Annotated in this window: 22 protein-coding genes and 1 pseudogene; 8 read left to right on the top strand and 15 right to left on the bottom strand. The window is 40.9% G+C overall.

Annotated features, from left to right (window positions below; translation table 11 throughout):
- Positions 1-158: 158 nt before the first annotated feature.
- Both crcB and AC0VX1_RS07415 read right to left on the bottom strand, forming a co-directional pair.
- Positions 159-521 (bottom strand): fluoride efflux transporter CrcB, encoded by a 363-nt coding sequence (gene crcB / locus AC0VX1_RS07420; protein WP_475470605.1) that lies wholly within the window; start codon positions 519-521, stop codon positions 159-161.
- Positions 518-898 (bottom strand): fluoride efflux transporter FluC, encoded by a 381-nt coding sequence (locus AC0VX1_RS07415; protein ID WP_413008662.1) that lies wholly within the window; start codon positions 896-898, stop codon positions 518-520. The genes crcB and AC0VX1_RS07415 overlap by 4 nt, the downstream gene beginning before the upstream one ends.
- Positions 899-1,063: 165 nt before the next feature.
- Here AC0VX1_RS07415 and AC0VX1_RS07410 point away from each other — a divergent pair, with 165 nt between their 5' ends.
- Positions 1,064-1,372 carry a hypothetical protein gene (locus AC0VX1_RS07410; RefSeq protein ID WP_475471730.1) on the top strand — a complete coding sequence of 103 codons (309 nt, stop codon included), beginning with the start codon at positions 1,064-1,066 and terminating at the stop codon, positions 1,370-1,372.
- Between the two features lie 291 nt (positions 1,373-1,663).
- Complete coding sequence (locus AC0VX1_RS07405) at positions 1,664-2,170, top strand: YkyB family protein (RefSeq protein WP_052137475.1); 507 nt, start codon at positions 1,664-1,666, stop codon at positions 2,168-2,170.
- Positions 2,171-2,225: 55 nt separating this feature from the next.
- Here the strand turns inward: AC0VX1_RS07405 and AC0VX1_RS07400 are convergent, their stop codons facing one another.
- Together AC0VX1_RS07400 and corA are read right to left on the bottom strand one after the other, a co-directional pair.
- Positions 2,226-3,131, bottom strand: coding sequence for a chemotaxis protein (locus AC0VX1_RS07400; protein ID WP_475470602.1), 906 nt, complete (start codon positions 3,129-3,131; stop codon positions 2,226-2,228).
- Positions 3,132-3,683: 552 nt separating this feature from the next.
- Positions 3,684-4,667: a magnesium/cobalt transporter CorA gene (gene corA / locus AC0VX1_RS07395; protein WP_413023369.1), complete on the bottom strand. Its 984-nt coding sequence runs from the start codon at positions 4,665-4,667 to the stop codon at positions 3,684-3,686.
- Between the two features lie 148 nt (positions 4,668-4,815).
- Here corA and AC0VX1_RS07390 point away from each other — a divergent pair, with 148 nt between their 5' ends.
- Positions 4,816-5,964, top strand: a complete 1,149-nt coding sequence (locus AC0VX1_RS07390) for an aminotransferase A (protein WP_034314114.1) — start codon at positions 4,816-4,818, stop codon at positions 5,962-5,964.
- A gap of 100 nt (positions 5,965-6,064) precedes the next feature.
- Here AC0VX1_RS07390 and AC0VX1_RS07385 read toward each other — a convergent pair whose 3' ends face one another.
- The 7 genes and pseudogenes from AC0VX1_RS07385 to AC0VX1_RS07355 all read right to left on the bottom strand — a co-directional run bounded on the left by AC0VX1_RS07385 (position 6,065) and on the right by AC0VX1_RS07355 (position 12,102).
- Positions 6,065-6,430 (bottom strand): hypothetical protein, encoded by a 366-nt coding sequence (locus AC0VX1_RS07385; protein WP_475470599.1) that lies wholly within the window; start codon positions 6,428-6,430, stop codon positions 6,065-6,067.
- A gap of 65 nt (positions 6,431-6,495) precedes the next feature.
- Positions 6,496-7,383 (bottom strand): annotated as a pseudogene (locus AC0VX1_RS07380) (NAD(P)-dependent oxidoreductase); the annotation flags it as partial.
- A 22-nt stretch (positions 7,384-7,405) separates the two neighbouring features.
- Entirely contained in the window at positions 7,406-8,191 is a 786-nt protein-coding gene (locus tag AC0VX1_RS07375; RefSeq protein WP_413023365.1) for an SDR family oxidoreductase, read from the bottom strand.
- A gap of 309 nt (positions 8,192-8,500) precedes the next feature.
- Positions 8,501-10,219 (bottom strand): phosphoenolpyruvate--protein phosphotransferase, encoded by a 1,719-nt coding sequence (gene ptsP / locus AC0VX1_RS07370; protein WP_413023363.1) that lies wholly within the window; start codon positions 10,217-10,219, stop codon positions 8,501-8,503.
- Positions 10,219-10,485, bottom strand: coding sequence for a phosphocarrier protein HPr (locus AC0VX1_RS07365; RefSeq protein ID WP_034314127.1), 267 nt, complete (start codon positions 10,483-10,485; stop codon positions 10,219-10,221). The genes ptsP and AC0VX1_RS07365 overlap by 1 nt, the downstream gene beginning before the upstream one ends.
- Positions 10,486-10,687: 202 nt before the next feature.
- Positions 10,688-11,473, bottom strand: coding sequence for an ABC transporter permease (locus AC0VX1_RS07360; RefSeq protein ID WP_475470596.1), 786 nt, complete (start codon positions 11,471-11,473; stop codon positions 10,688-10,690).
- Positions 11,473-12,102, bottom strand: coding sequence for an ABC transporter ATP-binding protein (locus AC0VX1_RS07355; protein ID WP_475471728.1), 630 nt, complete (start codon positions 12,100-12,102; stop codon positions 11,473-11,475). The genes AC0VX1_RS07360 and AC0VX1_RS07355 overlap by 1 nt, the downstream gene beginning before the upstream one ends.
- 179 nt (positions 12,103-12,281) lie before the next feature.
- Between AC0VX1_RS07355 and AC0VX1_RS07350 the strand changes: the two genes are divergently transcribed.
- Together AC0VX1_RS07350 and AC0VX1_RS07345 are read left to right on the top strand one after the other, a co-directional pair.
- A complete protein-coding gene (locus AC0VX1_RS07350) occupies positions 12,282-13,100 on the top strand; it encodes a thermonuclease family protein (protein WP_098865221.1) in 819 nt (272 codons plus the stop codon).
- Between the two features lie 1,195 nt (positions 13,101-14,295).
- On the top strand, positions 14,296-14,790 hold the full coding sequence (locus AC0VX1_RS07345; protein WP_475470593.1) for a sigma-70 family RNA polymerase sigma factor: 495 nt from the start codon (positions 14,296-14,298) through the stop codon (positions 14,788-14,790).
- 46 nt (positions 14,791-14,836) lie between these two features.
- On the opposite strand, the gene AC0VX1_RS07340 is transcribed toward AC0VX1_RS07345, so the two are convergent.
- Complete coding sequence (locus tag AC0VX1_RS07340; RefSeq protein WP_048678216.1) at positions 14,837-15,031, bottom strand: hypothetical protein; 195 nt, start codon at positions 15,029-15,031, stop codon at positions 14,837-14,839.
- A 452-nt stretch (positions 15,032-15,483) separates the two neighbouring features.
- Here AC0VX1_RS07340 and AC0VX1_RS07335 point away from each other — a divergent pair, with 452 nt between their 5' ends.
- Both AC0VX1_RS07335 and AC0VX1_RS07330 read left to right on the top strand, forming a co-directional pair.
- A complete protein-coding gene (locus tag AC0VX1_RS07335; RefSeq protein WP_064505160.1) occupies positions 15,484-15,660 on the top strand; it encodes a YkvS family protein in 177 nt (58 codons plus the stop codon).
- A gap of 193 nt (positions 15,661-15,853) precedes the next feature.
- The gene (locus AC0VX1_RS07330; protein ID WP_475470592.1) at positions 15,854-16,465 is read left to right on the top strand and encodes a hypothetical protein; all 612 of its coding nucleotides are present in this window, start codon (positions 15,854-15,856) and stop codon (positions 16,463-16,465) included.
- 53 nt (positions 16,466-16,518) lie between these two features.
- Here AC0VX1_RS07330 and AC0VX1_RS07325 read toward each other — a convergent pair whose 3' ends face one another.
- The 3 genes from AC0VX1_RS07325 to AC0VX1_RS07315 all read right to left on the bottom strand — a co-directional run bounded on the left by AC0VX1_RS07325 (position 16,519) and on the right by AC0VX1_RS07315 (position 20,326).
- Complete coding sequence (locus AC0VX1_RS07325) at positions 16,519-17,559, bottom strand: YkvI family membrane protein (protein ID WP_475470590.1); 1,041 nt, start codon at positions 17,557-17,559, stop codon at positions 16,519-16,521.
- Positions 17,560-17,968: 409 nt separating this feature from the next.
- On the bottom strand, positions 17,969-19,663 hold the full coding sequence (locus tag AC0VX1_RS07320) for a M3 family oligoendopeptidase (RefSeq protein ID WP_475470588.1): 1,695 nt from the start codon (positions 19,661-19,663) through the stop codon (positions 17,969-17,971).
- 225 nt (positions 19,664-19,888) lie between these two features.
- The gene (locus AC0VX1_RS07315; protein ID WP_034314147.1) at positions 19,889-20,326 is read right to left on the bottom strand and encodes a MarR family winged helix-turn-helix transcriptional regulator; all 438 of its coding nucleotides are present in this window, start codon (positions 20,324-20,326) and stop codon (positions 19,889-19,891) included.
- A 156-nt stretch (positions 20,327-20,482) separates the two neighbouring features.
- Here AC0VX1_RS07315 and AC0VX1_RS07310 point away from each other — a divergent pair, with 156 nt between their 5' ends.
- Positions 20,483-21,979, top strand: a complete 1,497-nt coding sequence (locus AC0VX1_RS07310) for an ATP-binding protein (protein WP_475470586.1) — start codon at positions 20,483-20,485, stop codon at positions 21,977-21,979.
- Positions 21,980-22,089 lie beyond the last annotated feature (110 nt).

Raw genomic sequence — 22,089 nt, 5'->3', positions numbered from 1 at the left:
CAGGGGAAAACCGCCACACTTATTAACAAAACCTGTGCGGATAAAACAACTTGTTGCCATGAATCATTTGTAATCGACTCCTATGAATTATAGCATTAGATGTATATCTGAGAAAACCAGGTTTTTTTTACCAGAACCCATGGTAATTACCATAAAGGTTATACCATACTTAAATAGCCACATAGGAAAGTGCCGATACAACCTAAAACAGACACCGTTATATAGATAAGGCAATCTATATAACGGTGTTTTCTTATAAGTTCAAGTGTTTCCATACTGAATGTTGAAAAGGTCGTAAAAGCGCCAAGGAAACCTATCGTCAGAAAAACCTGCAAAGATAAAGCCCAGCTTTCTTTCTGTGGCAACACCATTCCCAGCCCAAAGGATCCTATAAGATTAATCAGTAAAATGCTAACGGGTATCGGGACGGCTGGCAATAGCCTACTAAAAATAATCTGCAAGACATATCTAGAAGCTGCCCCAAAAAAGCCTCCTATAAAAACTGAAAGGACCTCAATCAAAGAGTCTCACCTCTCCTTTTTTCAAACAGGCCCAGTCCAAGGAAACCAGCGGCCAAACCAAATAAAAGCGTGGCTCCAAGATACATTCCTGCCAATGGCAGAGAAGTCTGCAGGAGATTCACCACTTCCTGAGAAAATGTGGACATTGTGGTAAAACCGCCGCAAAACCCGCTGCCCAGGGCAAAAAAAACAAACGATTTCTTTTTTGAGGCGAAATACCCATTTATCATTCCAAGTAAAAAGCTGCCTACTATATTTATTAAGAGGGTTCCAAGCGGGAAGAAGGAATGGCCGGCAGACAAGATTACGCAATAACGCAATGTCGCTCCAGCCGCTCCTCCAAAACCGACTGCAAAAATGTTTTTAAACCTTTCCATCCAGGACACCCCAAATTTTTATCATAAGTAGCTTCATTATAACAGATTAAGATGAAACAGGCTCTTTTCTTTAAAAAATCCATACTATGTAAAGAATTTGAGAAAAGGAGGCTAATTATGCAAACACAGTATTTACCTTACTACCACTATCCACAGACCATAATTCTGCAGAACGATTACAGAAATGCATATGGGAATGAATATGGACCTGAATATTGGAATGACGAGCGCTTCTTTCCTTTCTTTCCGCTATTGGCTCCTGTAGCTTTTGTTGCAGGATTGGCAATTGGACCGTTGCTATTCAATAACCGTCCACCTATCTATCCTCCATATCCTCCTCCATACCCGCCCGCCTACCCTCCTTACCCTGCTTATCCAGCGTACCCTCCCTATCAAGGCTTTCAGGGTTACCAGCAACAACAATTCGGCGCACAGGCTGGGGTATCTGAAAATATCAATATCTACACTCAATAAGAGTTGGACAGAAGGCGACATAAACGCCTTCTTTTTCTTGGACCAAAAGGGAGTCGGATTGAATTTTACTTCCCTATATATTTTGAAGTGGTATAATATGAAAATGAATAGATGGTAAAGCGTTGGGAAATGATGGTCATACCCTAGAGATGTACATGCTTAATTTTTTCACTATTTTCTGCCTAGTTGCACATACGTCCCTATTTCAACCAATATATAAAACAGGTTTTTCCTGAAGGAAGTCTGTATGTAACGTCCTTCTAACCTTATTAAGAAAAGGAGTTTCCACTAATGAACCAAACGAAAGGACATTCTGAAAGGGATGAGTTTTCGATAAACTCCCTTGCCCAAGCCGTGTTTATTGTCAATAAACATGCAAAGACTGCATTGGAGCCAAAGAATTTATATAATTTAAAACGGCTCGCATTAAGCAAGCTTATGCAAGAAGGAAAAGCGAAGAAGATTGGACTTCATTTCTCTGATAACCCTCGCTTTGCAGCACAACAATCCGATGTCATTGTCGAATGCGGATCATATGTTTTTCATTTACCTCCCACCAAGGAAGATTTGAAAAAACTACCCCACCTCGGCAGCCGGGCAGCCTCCATACGGAACCCTAAAGCCGCGTTGTCATTATCAAAGGCCAAACAGATCCTGCAATCTTACGTTGGACAAGCAGGTGAAAAACAACCGAACACAACCAATACCGAGAAAAGGGCTCACGGGCGCAAGTCGGTCAAGCAACCTTTTCACAATCCATTCCCATCCTCCTTTTTAGGAAAAGGTTCCAAGTATTGATCATTGATAAATCAAAAGGGCCGTGAGGTAACGCCTCATCGGCCCTTTTTCACATTCATAATACCAATCTGTCTATCAACTGTATAAGCTCTGCAATTTCAGGCTTGCTGATTTGCGCGTCAGCCCCTACGACCTGACCTTTATGACGCAGGCTGTCAGTAATCAAAGAAGAGAAAATAATCACCGGCAGCCCAGCGAGTTCCCCGTTTTCCTTTATTCTTCTAGTCAAATGATGTCCATCCATCTGAGGCATCTCAATATCGGTAATCACCAGTTGCACTTCATCTTCAACCACTTTTCCTGATTCAATCAAATTCTCAAGATAATTAAATGCATCAAGTCCATTCTCATAAAACTCCAAGTACTTGAATCCTGCTTCTGACAATGTATCGAACAGCAGCTTTCTCAGTAATGGTGAATCTTCAGCAATCAGGATTCTCTTGTCAGAATTTTGCCGGATACCAAGCTTTTTTACCTGTTGGATGTTTATTCCTGATTCTGGATTGATTTCGACCACTATTTTTTCAAAATCGAGTAACAGTAACATTTCACTATTTAATTTTATTACTCCGATAATCTGACTTTCAAGGCCCTGATACATATCCGAAGGCTTTTCGATTTTGGACCAGGAAATACGGTGGATCTGTGTTACGGTATGGACATGGAAAACCACTTTTTGCTGATTGAATTCAGCCACTATGAATTTATCTTGCTCAGGAGTTTCAGATGGCGGAAACCTTAAAGCATCCGCGACATTCACAACTGGCAGTACTTCTCCGCGAAGCTCGATGATCCCCTCCACATTTGGATGGGAATGAGGGACAAGCGTGATGGGGACAGGATTGATGATTTCCTTCACCTTAATTACGTTAATGCCGAATTTATTCTTTCCGAGACCGAATTCCACTATCTCAAGCTCATTCGTTCCACTTTCCAGTAATATTCCTTTATTTGCTTCCACGGTTTCATCTCGCCCTTCTGCTTTTTCATTTCAAAATTCCATAAATCATTAAACCGCTAGGAAAAATATCATGGTTTCATCAATGAACTCATACCTAATAATTCGGTTAAATATTTCTTTTGTTTAGAGCATGGATAAAAAAAATCCAGAAGTGATCATTTATTAAGGCTGTTTTCACAGACTTTGTTGCTATTTACCAGGTAGTGAGTTGTGGTTGATTTCCCCTCCAGAGGCTCGCTTTCCGCGGGGCGGGCGGTGAGCCTCCTCGGCGTAAACGCCTGTGGGGTCCCACCTGTCCCTCTGCTCCCGCAGGAGTCTCGCACTTCCGCTCCAATCAACCTTAAATAGTTTCGTTTTAAAAACAACAATCTTTACGAAAAGAGCCTTTATTAAAGCCCAAACAAAAAAGGGACCCATCTGAGTCCCCCTTATTCCAAGCTCATTTTCACCACTGTCATTCCGCCACCATATCGTCCTTAAGCCTATCCCTTCGATATAAACCCCCGCCGCGCAAACTAAATAATGCATACTCACCAATTTCTGAAATGTTTCTTATCTCTTTCGCGACCTTTTCTTTGGATTGAGCCAACCTTTTTTTACAAAGAATAAAAACATCATCAAGGCAATACCGCCCATCGTTCCAAGAATGAGGAAATAGCCATAATGCCAATTTAATTCCGGCATATATTCAAAATTCATCCCATATACGCCCACTATGAAGGTCAGCGGCATGAAAATGGTAGTGATGACAGTCAATGTCATCATCGTTGAATTCATATTATTAGAGTTCACAGACAAATAGCTATCACGGATATCGGACGAAAAATCTCGATACGATTCAAGCATTTCAGTCAATTTAAGAAGATGATCGTACACATCATTAAAATATAGATGCTGATCTTTCAAGTAATTCAGACGCTCCGATGAAATCATTCTGTACAATAAATCACGCATCGGCAATATGGTCCGACGGAGCCTGGACATATCTGTACGTAAATCGAAAAGCTGATCCATCAATTCGTTAATCGTGTCATTTTCAGTATTTTCCTCAATGCTAGCCAATTCGCTTTCAATTTTATAAACAGGCGGGAAGAATTCATCGACGATCCTGTCAATTACCCTATGCATCAAGAAAAAGGGACTTTGCTTCAACATTTTATTACCGGCAATTTCTTCCCATACCTTTTCCAGTTCAAGCATATCTTCCTTATGAAAACTGACTATCCATTTTTCACCAACAAACATATCCAATTCCACTGCTTTAAATACCTTCTCCCTTAAAGCATGAATCACAAGAAATTGGTAGCCTTCATAAAAGTCCATTTTGGGACGTTGATTAAAATCATCCAGGCAATCTTCAATTGCCAGCGGATGAAAGTGAAAATGATTGGTTAAAAGTTCGATTTCCTTGTTTGTGGGATTGGAAAAATCCACCCAGTACCACTCGATATCCGGATTATTCATTTCCTTTAGCGGTAAATCAAAACTGATTTCTTGATTAGAAGTAATTGCGCAAGTCCTTATCAAATGTATCAACCCTCAAAATTTTCTTATCATACATTATACCTTTATTTCATTAATCTCAAAAAGTTTTCTCCCCCTCCAAACTAAATGATAAAATAGGATGAATGAGTCAAACATAGTACATAAATTCATGTAGGTAGATAAGGGAGGATATTCATAGATGGAACATTTAATAAACCCTCTAGTAAAAGACGTACAAATATCAGGAATCCGCAAATTCTACAATATGGTCGCTGATATCGAAGGCACCATTTCCTTAACGATAGGACAGCCTGACTTTCCAACTCCAACGCATATTAAAGAAGCGGCAAAACAAGCCATCAATAATGACTATACCGTTTATACTCACAATGCCGGCTATCTGGAATTAAGGGAAGCCGCTTCAAATTATGTAAAAGATAAATACAAGCTTAACTATGATCCCGCGAATGAAGTGATCGTGACCTCTGGTGCCAGCGAAGGCATAGACATTGCCTTTCGGACGATCCTCATCCCAGGGAACGAAGTAATATTACCGGGTCCGGTATATCCGGGATACGAACCCATCATTAAGATGTGTGGCGCAACACCTGTTTATGCCGATACAACAAAAAATGGATTTCGTTTGACGGCAGATATACTTGAAAAGTACATAACTGAAAACACTCGGTGCATCGTTCTGCCCTATCCATCGAATCCGACCGGGGTTACATTAACTGCCGAAGAATTATTGGACATTGCCGAACTTGTTAGGGGCAAGGACATCTTCATATTGGCTGATGAGATATACAGTGAGCTGGTATTCGATCAGGAGCATGTTTCGATTGCCACTTTCTTAAAAGAACAAACCATCGTATTGAACGGATTGTCCAAGTCCCATTCCATGACCGGGTGGAGGATTGGCCTTCTGTTTGCGCCTGCAGCCATCTCTCAGCATCTCCTGAAGGTTCACCAATACAATGTGACATGTGCTGCATCCATATCGCAGAGAGCTGCCTTGGAAGCATTGACGGCAGGCAGAAATGATGCAATACCCATGAAGACTGAGTATGCTCGGAGACGGGAATACGTGTACAGTCGCTTACAAGCGATGAAACTAGAAATAGTCAAACCAAATGGTGCCTTTTACTTCTTTATAAAGCTGCCTGAAGGCTATGCTTCTTCCCTTGACTTTTGCCTTAAGCTTGTTCAACAGGAAAAAGTGGCAGTGGTCCCTGGAGATGCCTTCTCTCCCCTTGGCGAAGGGTACTTCAGGATATCTTATGCCTATTCCATGGAGACCCTGGAAAAGGCCTTGGACCGTATTGAAGCTTTTTTAGCTAAAAAGTAATCGCAAAAAAATAGTGGCCTTCAATTGAATGGACAATTGAAGGCCACTTTCCAATTTTCAAGGATGTCAGGCTACCTAAGGTTTTTCACCTCGCCGCCAACTAATACAATCTTCGTAAAAAACGAATTTCCCGATATCCTTCTTCCTTATTTGTCGTGGTAAGGCTCACTTCAACGATGGACCCAAGTAAATCAGCCATCACTTCTTCAAATTCCTTTGCGGAGCGCGGCTTTGAAAAGCCTAAGCTCTTCAATTCGCGCATCAGTATCTGAAAACCGGCATTCGTTTCGATATGACTGAATTTCACCGGCAAGATTAGCGGACTTTCATTCATTAATTTCAGATCCCAACGAATGGGCTTTGTTTGATGAATGGTTTTTTCTCGATTAAAACCTTCAATCCTTACAATATATCGACCATCTTCTAATTCCTGGAATTTCATATTGATATCATCGAATTCGCCCATAGCTTTCACTCCTTTTTGTAAAGGCTGTCGCTATCAGCTTATTCATGATAAAGAAATGCTAGCACTTAATTATAATGTTTATATAATGCCTGTGTACCGCTATTTTCTTCGCCAGCTTCTGCCAGCCCCTCATACAGGGATTTGCTCAGGCTTAATCCAGGAGCGTCCATTCCCATTCTTTCCGCCTCATCAAGTGCAATCTTCATATCCTTGATAAAATGCTTGATATAAAAACCAGGTTCAAAATCCCCTTCAACCATCCGCGGTACGAGATTGGACAATGACCAGCTCCCGGCAGACCCCGATGATATGCTTCTTAATACCCGGTCCGGATCCAACCCCGCCTTTTTGGCATAGGAAATCGCTTCAGTCACTCCGATCATATTGGATGCAATGGCGATTTGATTGCACATTTTCGTATGCTGTCCTGAACCAGCGGGGCCTTGATGGACAACATTGCTGCCAAGGATTTCAAAAATGGGCCGGACCGCTTCAAATGCCTCACTAGACCCGCCGACCATGATCGTGAGCTTTGCATCACGAGCACCGATATCTCCTCCGGAAACCGGTGCATCCAAGGATTCCATGCCCCTTTTCTTCGCTTCCTCTGCTATCTTCACTGCCAAAGTTGGAGTCGAGGTCGTCATATCGATTAAATAGGTTCCTTGTTTCCCATTCTCGATAAGCCCATTTTCCCCAAGATAGATTTCCTCCACATCACTAGGGTATCCCACCATGGAAATGATCACATTAGCTTTTTGCGCAATTTCCTTTGGAGCAGCTGCCCACTTTGCTCCCTGTGAGAGCAGTTCACTTGACTTATCTTTCGTCCTTGTATAAACAAATACCTCAAACCCCGCCTTAAGCAGATGTGCGGCCATGCTTTTTCCCATAACTCCTAAACCAATGAAGCCGATCACTTTGTTCGATTGCATCAATGCAGATTCCTCCCAATCATTTTGTTTAAAACAGAACTTAAATGGACTTTATCATACCTCCGTCAACTAAATAGGACTGCCCCGTTATATATGTATTAGCACCTGAAACAAGGAAAGTAACGAACTTTGCAAATTCCTCGGGTTCCCCATAACGCCCAAGAGGGATTTTATTAATGGATCGTTCAGTCATCTCCTCAGGAGTGACGCCTTGTTTCTCTGCATTCATCTTATCAAGGTGCTGAACACGATCCGTTGCGATTCTTCCTGGACCGACTGTATTGATCAAAATCCTGTCTGGTGCTAATTCTGAAGCTAACGTCTTTGACAAACCAACGATTGCCGTCCGGAATGTATTCGATAATATCAGTCCTGGAATCGGTTCCTTAATGGATGAAGAAGCAATATTAACGATTTTCCCGCCTTGTTTTTTTAAATGTGGCAAGCTCTCACGAATCGTCCTTATGAAGCTTAGTAAATTAAGTTCAAAAGATTGTTGCCATTCTTCATCATTGAAATCTGAAAAAGAACCTCCTGGAGGACCTCCGGCATTATTAATAAGAATATCGATACCGCCGAATTCTTCAGCGATTTGCGCAACCAGGCTTTTAATATCTTCAGCTTTTGTTATATCCGTTACCTTATAAGAAACTTTACCCGTCCCAAGCTGTGATAATTCCTTTTGTACGGCGGCTAGCTTTTCCCCATCACGACTGGCTAGCATGACATTTGCTCCTTCTTTAACCAATTCGGCTGCCATAGCCATCCCCAAACCTTGACTTGAAGCTAAAATCAAGGCATTTTTCTTTTCCAAATGTAATTCCATATTATATCTAACCTCCATCTTCTTAAAAATATAATTCCATTATATCGTTATAACCGTAAAGTGAAAAATCTGAATAATCATTCTTGTGATTTTTTATTTGCAAAAAAAATAGCCGGCTGGATAACCAACCGGCTTCAAAGGGGGAAATGAGAATGTCAGCTGCCCTAAAAGAGCTAAACAACTGTGCTTGCTTTTTATTTACCCCTATTTTGGTGCAATAAACATTTTTTCTTTAAAGTAAACAAGAATTACAGGACAGCACCCCATCCGAAGGTTCTAATGGATGGGGTGCTGTTTTTCTGATTTTAATTATTTCTCCAAAGCGTTAACAACCGCTTCTTTCACATTATCATTCGTGTCCAGCCCCAGAACTTCCTGAGATAATTTTTTCATCTCTTCAAGCGAAAGTTGGCTAATTAAAGAACGTGCTTTTAAAATCGAAGTGGCACTCATAGAGAATTCATCAAGGCCCAATCCGATTAAAATCGGGATGGCCACTTCATCTCCAGCCATTTCCCCGCACATTCCGGCCCATTTCCCTTCTTTATGAGCTGCATCTATGACCATTTTAACCAAGCGTAAAATCGCTGGATTGTATGGTTGATATAAATAAGATACTCTCTCATTCATTCGGTCAGCGGCCATCGTATACTGAATCAAGTCATTAGTGCCTATGCTGAAGAAATCGACTTCCTTAGCAAATATATCCGCCATCACTGCAGTTGAAGGGATTTCAACCATGATTCCGACTTCAATCTTTTCGGCAACTTGAATACCATTATCAAGCAATTCCTGCCTGACTTCAGCCAAGACGGCTTTAGCTTCGCGGAATTCAGCCAGTGTTGCAATCATCGGGAACATGATCTTCAAATCCCCGTAAATGCTTGCACGAAGCAGGGCACGCAGCTGGGTCCGGAAAATCTCCTGCTCATTTAAGCAAAGGCGAATCGCACGGTAGCCAAGGAAAGGGTTCATTTCCTTAGGAAGCTCTAAATAAGGCAACTCCTTGTCTCCGCCTATATCAAGCGTTCTGACGACTACAGGCTTCCCTGACATTCCTTCCAGCACAGCTTTGTATGCCTCGAACTGTTCTTCTTCACTTGGAAAGTCATTTCTGCCCATATAAAGAAATTCAGTACGATATAACCCGATGCCTTCACCGCCATTTTGATGTACGCCCTCCAGATCTTTCGGCGTGCCAATATTGGCTGCCAATTCCACATGGTGGCCATCATTCGTAACGGTTTTTTCATGAACAAGTTTCGCCCACTCAGCTTTTTGCCTGGCATAGGCTTCCTGCTCCTCTTCGTAGCGTTTCACGAGTTCAGGAGTGGGATTGATGTGGACTTCTCCCTTTAACCCGTCAATTATGACCAAGTCACCATTTTCAATGGTAGTGGTCACTGACTTCGCTCCAACGACTGCTGGAATTTCCAATGAACGGGCCATTATGGCTGAATGGGATGTACGTCCACCGATATCGGTCGTGAATCCTTTAACATATGCCGGATTCAACTGTGCTGTATCGGATGGAGTCAAATCCTCCGCAATGATGATCACTTCTTCAGCAATCATGCTAGGATTAGGAATATGAACACCTAAAAGATGTGACAGCACCCGTTTCGTGACGTCACGGATATCCGCTGCTCGTTCCTTCATGTATTCATTATCCATTTGTTCAAACATCGTAATGAACATGCTTGCGGTTTCATTTAAGGAAAACTCTGCGTTAACGTTTTCTGATTGTATTTTATCCTGAATTGGAGTGATAAGTTCCGGATCAGCCAAAACAAGCAGGTGCGCGTCAAAGATTGCGGCTTTATCGGCCCCTAGATCCTTTTCGGCTTTATCCCTGATTATTTCCAATTCATTTATTGACTTTTGAATAGCTTCCTTAAAACGGGATATTTCAGCCCCAACATCTTCTATGCTTCTTTTTACAATCGATAAATCTGGCTCAGTCAGTCGATAGGCTTTAGCGATGGCTATTCCGTTTGAAGCTGCTATTCCACTAATCAAAGTGGACATTATTCTGCTAATCCTTCTCTGTTTAACGTTTCAGCAAGTGTGTTTAGTGCATCATTTTCATCGCTTCCTTCAGCAGAAATCGTAATTTCCGCACCTTTGCCGATACCTAGGGACATTACACCCATAATGGACTTAAGGTTCACTTTTTTCTCTTTATATGCAAGGTTTATTTCTGAATCAAATTTTCCTGCAGCTTGTACTAGCAATGTTGCCGGACGCGCGTGAATTCCTGTTTCTGCAGTTACTGTAAATGTTTTTTCTACCATATAGATCAATCTCCTTTAAGATAAATTAACAAAAATAGGTTATGTAAGGGGTTTTCTCTATCCAAATGAAAAAAGAAATGCCCTTTTCCTTATCAGGATAGCATTATCATTCCCAACAAACAAACCAAAACTATTGGTACCTACAAAATAGTACAAAAATATAGATGGAACTGCAACTATTACTTTTCAGATTCTTCAATGATTAAATGGACAGCTGTGCATTTTTGGTAAAAAAAGCCCTGAAACTCAGCATAATGAAAAGGACCACCGTTAATGAAACACTTCCGAGAATTCCAATCAGAATCGCAATCTGGTACTCAATAGCAATTAGCGGGCTTATCCCCGAAATGATTTGCCCTGTCATCATTCCTGGAAGGAAGATAATCCCCATCCCGAGCATATTGTTCAAAGTCGGGAGCACAGCCGAGTCGAATGCAGCATCCACATATTTCTTCACAGCCCTCGCTGGAGTCGCTCCAAGCATCAACATCGCTTCTACCCTTTCACGATTACCGCTTATCCCTTCATGGAGGTTCTTAAGCGCCAATGTAACTCCGGTCATGGCATTCCCCACGATCATCCCTGCAATTGGAATGAAGTACCTCGGCTCATACCATGGCGTGAAATGAATCACGACCACATTAAAATAAAACAAGGCAGCCATGGGACCTGACAACATACTTAAGATAACGATCCTTTTGATTTTCTTATTAAGAGTATGGGACACTTGTTTAAAAATATTATGGATGGAAAATAGGGCCATCGCACATAAAAATCCTAAAGAAAGTAATGGGTGGGGATTTTCAAAGATATATGTCAAAACATATCCTGCGAGAATGAGTTGGACAGTCATCCGCACCGTGGCGAGCATGATTTGCTTTTCCCGTGTAATCCCGCGCCACTTCACGATTATGAGCAGAATCACTATAAACACGTAGGCCGCACAAAGACGCCAGAACTCAATATCTATTATCCCATTCGACTCCATTAATAGTCACTCTCCTTCGCCTTTTTCAGAACGATCCTATGTTCAGCACACATGTCCGCCAGCTGTTTTGAATGGGTTATCATGATGACCGTTCCTTTTTCCCGCTTCACTCCTTCTAAAAAACGCCCCATGACCGTCAGCTCGGCTTCCTCATCAAGAGCTGAAGTCGGCTCATCCAATAAATACACGTCGGGGTTCAATAAAAGTAACCTCGCCAGTGCCAGTCTCTGTTTCTCCCCGCCAGAAAGATATTCCGCACCATCGTCTAAGGACTTCTGTAACTGGACCGTTTCAAGTGCTTTAACCAATTCTTCTTTATCCTTTTTTTCCCGTTCCGTCAATTCCAGGCCAATCTGAAGATTTTCTTCAATCGTACCCGGTAAAGTGAATGGTGCCTGAGAAAGCATTGTGACTTTACGCCGGAGCTCTATCGGGTTGAATTCATCCAGCAACTGATCCTGATAATAAATCGAACCGCTATCCGGGTCATCCATCCTGTTCAATAATCGTAGCAGTGAGGTTTTTCCTGAACCGCTTTCCCCAGTCAAACAAGTAACCATACACGCCGGTATTTCCAAATCATCAATATTCAAAATCCCTTTATATTTAATATTTTCTAGCCTGAATATCATTTTACCCGCCTGCCTCCCTTACTCCACGATATCATTATAAGAAACTATCCTGATATGGGGTAGCGATGCATGTAAAGATTTTCATTTTCTTTCGCATTTTTATAGGTTAGTATTATTCCTGCCGAATATATCCATGACGGACGTGGAAAACACCTTAATAAATGGAGGGACTTATCATGAACGGAAATTCCTTTTTACATTCTTACCTGAATGTTTTTCTCCTTACTGCACTTTGCCTGATCACGTTGTCTGGCTGCCAGGCAGCTTCAGATAACGTGATCAATCAATCCAAACAGGAAGATTCACTTTCCAACGAAGACACCCGTTCCAGTGCGGATTCTTCAAATGAAGAAAAAGGCAAGACATTCACAGCCGAGATCATCAAAGTTATTGACGGAGATACAGTAAAAATCAAAATGACTAATGGAAATCAAGAAACGGTCAGGCTCCTGTTGATAGATACTCCAGAAACCGTGCACCCATCCAAACCCGTTCAGCCTTTTGGACCTGAAGCAAGCAAGTTCGCCAAGGAACTCATGCCTTCGGGCTCTAAAGTGGAAGTAGAAACCGGCATAGGTGAAAGAGATAAATACGGCCGGCTGCTGGCCTATTTTTATGTAGATGGTAAAATGGTGAATAAACTCCTGCTGGAAAAAGGACTGGCGAGGGTAGCCTATGTTTATGCACCGAACACGAAATACCTTGATGAATTGGAAAATATTCAAAAACAAGCCCAACAAGACGAAATCGGTATTTGGTCAATTGAAAACTATGCAACTTCAAAAGGGTTCGATGATTCGAAGTCAAAAGAAGCATCCGCGGAAAAGCCCACTGGGTCTTGCAATAACCCGCAAATTAAAGGGAATATAAATTCCAAAGGCAATAAAATTTATCACATTCCTTCGGGCCAATATTACGAAATAACTAAACCAGAAGAAATGTTTTGTACTGAAAAAGACGCACAGGATGCTGGATTCAGAAAATCGCAAAGTTAACAAATACATTGGTTTTATTAAAAAAAGATCGAGTTGATTTCAAAAATCCGCTCCCCTTCCGCCGGCTGTCTGCCAAGCCTCCTCGACGTAAGCGTCTGCGGGGTCTCGGCCAGCCAGTTATTCGGCTGGAGTGTAGCAAATTTCTCCATCCATTAATTAATACAGGAAAAAAAACATGAAGGATATACTAGTCTTATATAGTGTTCGGAATAAGACGAGCCAGCTGTTTTTTCTTTTAAAACACAAAGTTGATTGGAACGGAAGGATGAGACTCCTGCGGGAAAAGCGTGGCAAGGGGAGCCCCCAGGCGCGCCGAGGAGGCTCCCTGACCGCCCGCGGAAAGCGAGTGCCTGAAGTGGAAATCTAAATTTTACACCGCCACAAAAAAACTGCGGACAAAAGGATTTCTATCTTTCAAAACAAAGTTGATTGGAGCGGGTGTTCGAGACTCCTGCGGGGAAAAGCGTGGCAAGGGGGACCCCACAGGCTTAAAGAGCGCCGAGGGGCTCCCTGAACACCCGCGGAAAGCGAGTGCCTGAAGTGGAAATCTAAATTTTACACCGCCTCAAAAAAACTGCGGACAAAAGGATTTCTATCTTTTAAAACAAAGTTGATTGGAGCGGGTGTTCGAGACTCCTGCGGGGAAAAGCGCGTCTAAGGGAGACACCGCAGGCGCGCCGAGGAGGCTCCCTGACCGCCCGCGGAAAGCGAGTGCCTGAAGTGGAAATCTAAATTTTATACCACCTCAAAAAAAATTGTGGACAAAAGGATTTCTATGTTTTAAAACAAAGTTGATTGGAGCGGGTGTTCGAGACTCCTGCAGGAAAAGCGGTCTGAGGGGGACCCCCGCAGGCGTGCCGAGGAGGCTCCCAGATGATGAAGTGGAAATCAAAGTTGAACTATAAAATATATCCTTGTTTTAAATGAGGCCATTCCAAACTACCCTTGTCGACAAACGGAACATGATGTTTCGGCACATCCAATCTTAGGATGTGTTTTTTCATTTGGTCCCACACACTCAATATTTCCTTAATTATCCTTTTCTTATCAAAAAGGTTCTCTTAGCTCCTTTAAAACCCACTTGTTATTACCGCCATTTTTCGGTTATGCCATTTGGTTTTATCCGATCGATTTATTTATGGTAGAAGCACCCGGGAATACAGGAAAGTGCACTTTCTAAAGGTGACTTGCTTAAATGAAAGATTTCTCAGCGCTAACGGAAGAATTCACCCCGATGATCCATCATATTATCCGCTCACTTTCCATCTATAAAAATAAGGAAGAATATTTTCAAGTAGGCTTGATCGCTTTATGGGAGTCATTAGAGAATTTCAATGAGGAATACGGACAATTCTCCAACTATGCCTATACGGTAATCAAAGGCAAAATTCTGAACGAATTAAAGCATCATCATAAATATGAAATCCGTACCGAACCCTTTGATTCCTTCCTATTAGAGATGATTAAAGATCCTTTTTCAATGCATGAAGAGGCCTTTGCGATCGAAAATATATTAACCTATACGGAAGGATTGACACTGAATCAGCAACGCTGGCTTTTACAGACATACCTTGAAAATAAAACCGTGACTGAAATAGCTGAGATATATCAAGTTACTGCTGCAGCCGTCAAATCATGGAGAAAGTCCGCCTTAAATAAATTAAGGAAACAATTGATTTTTCCATTATAAGTAATTTGGGCGGCTCAATCATGAGCCGCCCCAAATTATACATCCATCAACTTCTTGCTTCTTCTAAATACGTATAAATTATCACACCGTTATGTTGAGCATTCCCCCGAAAATGTTTAAAGTCATCCCTATTAACAAGAACCTCACGAAAAGCTAAAAATTCTTCTTTTGTTATCCGGAACTCTTCCATTTCCCGATTTGCCAATTTATCGAGTACTTCTTTTGCTTCCTCTGCATTCATATATTATCCTCCTTAATTATCGAATGTTCCATCATTTTCAGACAGGAGAAATTCCGCTTTCATTTTAACATAAACTTGCCAATTAATATAAATCGGAATTTTTTGTTGCCCACTTACTACATTATTCTTTACGAATCCTTTAAAATAGTGCAAACTGTATATTAAAATATCATAATGTAAAATGATTGGCATTTTTTGTACATATAATTACATACTGGTACGCATAACTGCGTTTGCAAGATATACCAAATTATGCCACATCTTTACAACGCTCCATTACAAGAATCGTACCTCCTTTTAAAAGTTTAGCTTACTGTACCGACATAAGAGATAACTAATTCTCTTACTAGCACTTCCCACGTCAAAATCTAAACGGCAAGATGTTCGAATAATCCAATTACTCCATTGTTACTTTTTGATCATTGGAAACAAAATGGGAAAGGATGATTACCATGAAGAAAGCGGAAGTTGGAAATATCATTGAATTTAGAGAAGGCTTAAAAGGAATCGTCGAGAAAGTGAACGAGAACTCAGTAATCGTGGACGTCACGTATATGGAAAATTATCGTGATTTGGAGCTTGAACAAAAAACAGTCGTAAACCATAAAAATTATAAAATCATAGGATAATTCAATTTATCAAACGGGATGGTTACTAGATGACCATTCCGTTTTTCACTTTTTAGCAATCGCCCCATTCGATTCCCCCGCTTTTTGTAACCATTTCCATTTCATGCCGTCTAATTCATTAAAGGGAAAAGCACCTGTATGTGATGCAGGAATATCCAGTTTGAAATTTCTATCAGAAAGAGGAGGGAAACACATGACTTGTTGGACACGTTATATTGGCTGTGTCACATTCGCCGCTTTTCTGCTGACTGGATGCGGTACGGCCACAGACGAAAATGCAGATGAGCCACAGGAAGATTCAATAAAAGAGGAGAACGGAGGCAACACTTCTCAAAGAGGCAATCGTAATAAAATAAGACTGATGGAGCAAAACCTGCAGTATACAATGAACGGGGAAGCAAAAGAAAAAACAGCATTCCTAAAAAAAAGTGATAATCAACCGTTCAGCCTCTATGTTTTGCAACAATTCAGGTTAAGTGCCGAAGAACCTGGAAAAGATATTGTGTTCCTGATTGAAGATGACTCCATTTATATGAGAATCGAATTGTTGAAGGCCGATGTCAGTTGGGATGAGGTGGAAGAAAATGTTCAAGACCAGCTGAAAAGCATTTCAGAAACGACTAGGGATCCTTCACTCGATATCGAGAGCGGCACAGGATTTGAAGTGGAAAGTGGGGATGATGTCATCACTTCCATTTTGCTCAAGGATGAAAAAGCCCCCGTCCGCTTAACGATGTTCACGAAAAAAGATAAAGATTACCGGGATGCTTTTCTAGAGATGGCTAAGACGCTGATGAAAGGGTGACCATTGATTTCCCCATGGTACGGAGGGCTAGGGGGCAGGCCCCCCGTTCTCCATTACTCCTTGCCTGCCTTGCTCTTCCAGACCAGCACTAAAAAAAGGAGGCTTATGTATCCAAAAACCGGATAAATATATCCTAGTAACCTTCCATATCCGAATTCACTAATGACTAAAGCTATTAAAAAGATCACCGCTATGATCAGCATGCTTGGCAATTTAAAATAACTGCTGATTTGCCTCTGTAAGCCATATATGTTTCCGATGACCGATGTGAATATCTCTCCGTATATCACCAAAATGAACATCCAATACAACTGACCGGCCGCAGTTCTCATAATAACTGCTGAAGGGATTTCATAACGATTCACATCAGGAAGTGTCATAAGTGAAAAATGCCCCGTCAATAAAATGATGGTCAGGAATATCCCTCCAAGAATTGCTCCATGCTTAATGACCTTCTCATCTCGAACTTCATACGCAACCGGAACCAGCACAGCTTGTGCCAAAGCAAGATTAAAGGCTGTGTAGGCAAAGGGGGACAAAATCATTTTCACGGTGATCACATCATCCGGAACTTTTGTAAGGGTCTTAAAGAAATCCCCATTACCTAAAGTCGAGAAAAAAAGAATCACGCTAAAGCAGATCATGATTGGTACAACAAATGAGTTCACAGTGAAAACACCGCGCATGCCCATCATCAGGACCAAGGATGCCAGGATGATCGTAGACCAACTTCCTATACTTTTAGGCACGCCAAGTTGTTCTTCAAAAACGGCTCCAGAACCCGAAATCATGACAGCCGTCACCCCTAACAGCATGATTAGGAAAAAGAAGTTGATGATTCCTGCTATTTTCTTCCCAAAAAGAAATTGATTGAACTCCTCATACGAAGATGCTCTGATCCTTGCGGAAATAAGCATGATTTTAGTCCCGGTGAATATGAAAATATAACCTGCTATTAAAATCCCGATAAAGCCATAAAAACCATAACGGGTAAAAAACTCGACAATCTCTTTTCCAGTTGCAAATCCCGCACCTACGACTGTGCCTACATAAACCGCTGCAATCTGAAAACTCCCTGACCATCTTGACAGCATACTCTCCCCTCCTCCCTACATTTATATGTAAGGAAGGGACATTTAAGACAAGCCGGGCAATATTCCTTTCGTCGGCTGTTTTTTTCCTCCGTTTTCATTCTCTCACAGTGCAGTCTGAAACCCCCTATGCATTTCACTTTGAAGCATCATTCCGAATGCATGAATATTAAAAAAAACGCTTGGAATAATCTCCAAGCGTTCAGACTGTATACTAATAAATAAACGTACCAGTTGATTCCAGAAATTCACTCCCTTTCCGCCGACTGTCTTTCATGCCGCATCATTGCAAGCACCTCGGCAGGAGTGTGGCAAATTTCTTCAATCCAATAAGGTTTCTTTCTATATAAAAAAGTGTTCATGAAGGATAACCAAGACTTCTTTTATAATCATGGTTCAGAGTTAGACCATTTCATAATGCCTTATCATCAACAGTGGAGAGCCATTCGTCTATCACCTTCACAACGGACTGTACAGTACCGTCAACAAACGGTGATTTCAGATTCGCAGATTCAACGAGACCAAGGAAGGACTTGCTGCCTCCAAGTTGGCACAGATTCAAATAATCCTCCCAAGCCGTTTCATCTTTTTCAGTCGACCTTTTCCAGAATTGGAAAGCACAAATCTGGGCCAATGTATAGTCGATATAATAAAAGGGTGATTGATAAATGTGGCTTTGCCGCTGCCAATACCCGCCATGCTCCAAGAATTCATTTCCTTCATAATCGCGATGCGGCAAATATTCCATCTCGATCTTACGCCAAGCCTGCTTTCTTTCAACGGGGGAGGCATTAGGATTTTCATAGACAAAATGCTGAAATTCATCAACAGCTACCCCATACGGGAGGAATATGAGGGCACCGCTTAGATGGGAAAACTTATATTTTTCCGTATCTTCCTTGAAAAATAGCTCCATCCATGGCCAAGTTAGAAATTCCATGCTCATCGAATGGATTTCACATGCTTCATATGTAGGCCAATAATATTCAGGAATATCAAGATCACGGCTGCGATACACTTGGAATGCATGACCTGCCTCATGTGTCAAAACATCAATATCCCCGGAAGTGCCATTGAAATTAGAAAAGATGAATGGAGCTTTATAGTCTTCTATAAAAGTACAGTAGCCACCGCTTTCTTTTCCTTTTTTCGCCACAAGGTCCATCAGGTCATTATCAATCATATAGTTGAAAAACTGATTCGTTTCAGGCGATAGTTCCTGGTACATCCTTTTCCCATTTTCGATGATCCACTCGGCATCGCCTTTTGGAATGGCATTACCCGTTCTGAAATGAAAATTCTCATCATAATAGTTCAGCTTCTCCAATCCAAGACGTTCCCGCTGCCGTTCCTTCAGCCGGGTGACAAGCGGTACCACTTCCTCTTTCACCTGCTTGCGGAATGCAGCAACCATATCAGCATCATAATCAGTTCTTGTCATTCGATAATACCCAAGTTCCACGAAATTCCCATAACCCAGCGCTGTCGAAATCCCATTCCTCACCTTGACAAGTTCATCGAATATACGATCCAATTCCTCCTGCTTTTCTTCAAAGAAACCGTAATATGCCTCACTTGCATTTTTCCTTAACTCACGGTCCGAGGACTCCATAAAAGGCTGAAGCTGCGCAAGCGTTAATTCTTTTCCATCGAAGCGAATTTTTGCAGAGGCAATTAATTGTGAATACTCACTTGATAATTTATTTTCTTTTTGAAGCTGTGGTATGATTTCGGGCGAAAAGGTTTTGAGTTGGGCCTCAGCCAGGTCAAATAGTTGAGTTCCCCATTTCTCCTCAAGCTCCTTACGGAATTTCGAGCGAACGAGATCATTGTAAAATTTCGAGGTCAATTCTTCCATTTCAGGAGAGAAGTCATCTAAGTAATCATTCTCCGCTTTATAAAAAACATCATTGGTATCTATGGAATGCCGGATATAGACTAAATTAAACATCGTACCTACATAATTTCGTATTCCGTTTATTTCTTCCATGGCTTTTATTTGTGCATCGGCATTTGCAGCATCCGTAAACTTTTCCAAAGCTTTCATGAACCGGGTTTTAATTTCATCCATTTCAGGCCGCTTATATTTATACTCATTAAATTTCATATGTAAACTCCCTTTCGAATATAAAACATTTTTTCTGTATAACCAGTGTGACGGTATCCAATCGAATTCGTTACCAAGTAACATTCACCATTATCACGGTTGTCGTAATGTAATTTAATTCGCCATAGCTTATTAAAAACCTTTTTATGTCGCTAAAACAAATTCATGTTTTATCAGACATAAAAAAACAGCACCTGTAGTCAAATCCAGGTGCTGGTTCTTTAGCTAATTTTGAGCGGAATACCCAATCTTTTTAAGCAATTCGATCACGGTCGCCTTTTCATCTTGCGTAAGTACACTCATGATATCATCGATTCTTTTTTCATGCTCAGGAAATACTCCTTCAATAAAGGCCTTTCCTTTATCGGTTATCTTTGCAAAGGTTACACGGCGATCCTCTTTACATGCTATTCGCTGCAGATATTCCTTCTGTTCAAGTTTATCCACGACATAGGTAATGCTGCCGCTGGCTAGCAGGATTTTTCCGCCTATTTGCTGAAGAGGCTGATCCCCTTTATGATAAAGCAATTCCAGTACTGCAAACTCAGTTGGATTCAAACCCTCTTCAGCTATATGTTTATTAACCACATCATTAATGGATCGATGAGCTCTAGACATCACAATGAACAGTTTCAAAGACTGTTGGATGTTATTATTCTCCATAACTTCACAACCTTAAAAATTTTTAATTAAAATATCTTGAATTAAAAGTTATTATATGACATTAAGGATTTTTTGTCAATCTGCCCTGTTAGTATGCACTATTGTTTAATCAATCATTTTGATATACTTGAAAAAAAAGCTAAAGTAGTGACAAACATGAAAACGAGGCATAAATTCACCACATACCTACTTATTGTTATTTTACCATTAATTTTTCTCTCTATCATTTATTGGATGCATTTAGAACGTTCCCTTCAAAAAGAAAGACAGGAACAAGCTGAATGGGCGGGAATGGTTTATCAAGAATACATAGATCAAGTTATAAGGGAAACGAAGGAAAACCTTGAGCTGCTTAGCCTTAGCAGTTCCGTGCTTTATATGGATGATAAAAAAACCGAACTTCTTATGAACTGGATCAAAGATACAGATTCCAGGTATGCCGGAGTATATTGGCTAAATCGCGCCGGTGTTTCCATTTCGGGTACGAATAAGAATTTCCATCATTACCATTTAATCGAACAAAATGATATAGAACGTGCAGTAAAAACACAAAAAGCAGTTGTAGCAGGAACAAAGGAGCTTTATAACGCTCATTTTAATTATTTTTCCATTTTTGCTCCCATACTGGATCAAGATAAAAAAGTGCAAGGGTTTTTATTGGCACATATCAGGCTGGATCATATGGAAAAAATATTGAAAATGCTCAGCCCTGGTCATACCTTTATATTGGAAACAAAGGACAAAACCCGAATTTTAGATATAAATGCCGAGGGATTCAATGGACATTCAACATGGGTGGATGTTCCTTTGACCGAAGTCGATTGGACACTGTCCGTCAAAGTGCCCGACAAGATTAACACAAATAACATGAATGTTTTTTTAATGCTTGTCTTTTTCACCTTCTTTATTACTCACATGATTTATATCATCATGGAGGAACTGATCGTTCGCAGGCATGCCAAAAACCAAAAATTACTAAACGAAAGCCAAAAAATAGATTTTGTCGGTACATTGGCTGCAAGTACTGCACATGAAATAAAAAACCCACTTACCGGCATAAAGGGGCTAGTTCAGTTACTGGTTGAAAAACACCCTGAGGAGCAAGATCAGTTCTATTACTCTGTCATCATGAAGGAAATTGAACGGATCAATAGCATCGTCAGCGAATTTTTGATTTTAGGAAAGCCAATGGTACAAACTTTATCCTTATATGATATTCGCAGTATCATTGCTGAATTGAGACCAATAATAGAATCAGAAGCACGTCACTTCAATATTGAAGTGGAATGGAATATCATAAAGGAGCCAATCCTGGTTCATTGTACAAAGGATCAACTCAAACAAGTCATTCTCAACATTGCCAAAAACGGTTTCGAGGCCATGGAAGTTGGGAAAAAGTTAAGGATTCGAATTCACCATGAAAATGAATGGGCTAAAATCATGATTATCGATAACGGGCAAGGACTGACTGAAAAAGATATAGGGAAAGTGTTCGATCCCTTCTATACATCGAAAAAAGAAGGAACGGGATTAGGGCTATTTGTGTGTAAACGAATCATTGAATCTTTTAACGGCACCATCGAGTTTTCAAGTAAACCTTTGGTCGGTACAACCGTTACAATCAGCTTGCCGCTTATAAAAGACCACACTTAGCAATACTTTGAAGAGTTATCGATTTTTTCATGAAGACTAGTAATGATCCCGATTTATTTAAAGATGTCATGCATACGGTGCATGCTTATTGAATCTATTTATGGAATAGG

The sequence above is a fragment of the Peribacillus sp. QJM3NY_7 genome, from assembly GCF_056173225.1.
The sequence above is the reverse complement of the archived record's forward strand: the minus strand, read 5'-3'. Positions and strand labels throughout refer to the sequence as shown.

Coding starts and splice junctions, on each gene's coding strand:
- AC0VX1_RS07415 (WP_413008662.1), bottom strand. CDS start 898: ATGGAAAGGTTTAAAAACATTTTTGCAGTCGGTTTTGGAGGAGCGGCT.
- AC0VX1_RS07405 (WP_052137475.1), top strand. CDS start 1,664: ATGAACCAAACGAAAGGACATTCTGAAAGGGATGAGTTTTCGATAAAC.
- AC0VX1_RS07390 (WP_034314114.1), top strand. CDS start 4,816: ATGGAACATTTAATAAACCCTCTAGTAAAAGACGTACAAATATCAGGA.
- AC0VX1_RS07385 (WP_475470599.1), bottom strand. CDS start 6,430: ATGGGCGAATTCGATGATATCAATATGAAATTCCAGGAATTAGAAGAT.
- AC0VX1_RS07375 (WP_413023365.1), bottom strand. CDS start 8,191: ATGGAATTACATTTGGAAAAGAAAAATGCCTTGATTTTAGCTTCAAGT.
- ptsP (WP_413023363.1), bottom strand. CDS start 10,219: ATGTCCACTTTGATTAGTGGAATAGCAGCTTCAAACGGAATAGCCATC.
- AC0VX1_RS07365 (WP_034314127.1), bottom strand. CDS start 10,485: ATGGTAGAAAAAACATTTACAGTAACTGCAGAAACAGGAATTCACGCG.
- AC0VX1_RS07360 (WP_475470596.1), bottom strand. CDS start 11,473: ATGGAGTCGAATGGGATAATAGATATTGAGTTCTGGCGTCTTTGTGCG.
- AC0VX1_RS07350 (WP_098865221.1), top strand. CDS start 12,282: ATGAACGGAAATTCCTTTTTACATTCTTACCTGAATGTTTTTCTCCTT.
- AC0VX1_RS07345 (WP_475470593.1), top strand. CDS start 14,296: ATGAAAGATTTCTCAGCGCTAACGGAAGAATTCACCCCGATGATCCAT.
- AC0VX1_RS07340 (WP_048678216.1), bottom strand. CDS start 15,031: ATGAATGCAGAGGAAGCAAAAGAAGTACTCGATAAATTGGCAAATCGG.
- AC0VX1_RS07335 (WP_064505160.1), top strand. CDS start 15,484: ATGAAGAAAGCGGAAGTTGGAAATATCATTGAATTTAGAGAAGGCTTA.
- AC0VX1_RS07330 (WP_475470592.1), top strand. CDS start 15,854: ATGACTTGTTGGACACGTTATATTGGCTGTGTCACATTCGCCGCTTTT.
- AC0VX1_RS07325 (WP_475470590.1), bottom strand. CDS start 17,559: ATGCTGTCAAGATGGTCAGGGAGTTTTCAGATTGCAGCGGTTTATGTA.
- AC0VX1_RS07320 (WP_475470588.1), bottom strand. CDS start 19,663: ATGAAATTTAATGAGTATAAATATAAGCGGCCTGAAATGGATGAAATT.
- AC0VX1_RS07315 (WP_034314147.1), bottom strand. CDS start 20,326: ATGGAGAATAATAACATCCAACAGTCTTTGAAACTGTTCATTGTGATG.
- AC0VX1_RS07310 (WP_475470586.1), top strand. CDS start 20,483: ATGAAAACGAGGCATAAATTCACCACATACCTACTTATTGTTATTTTA.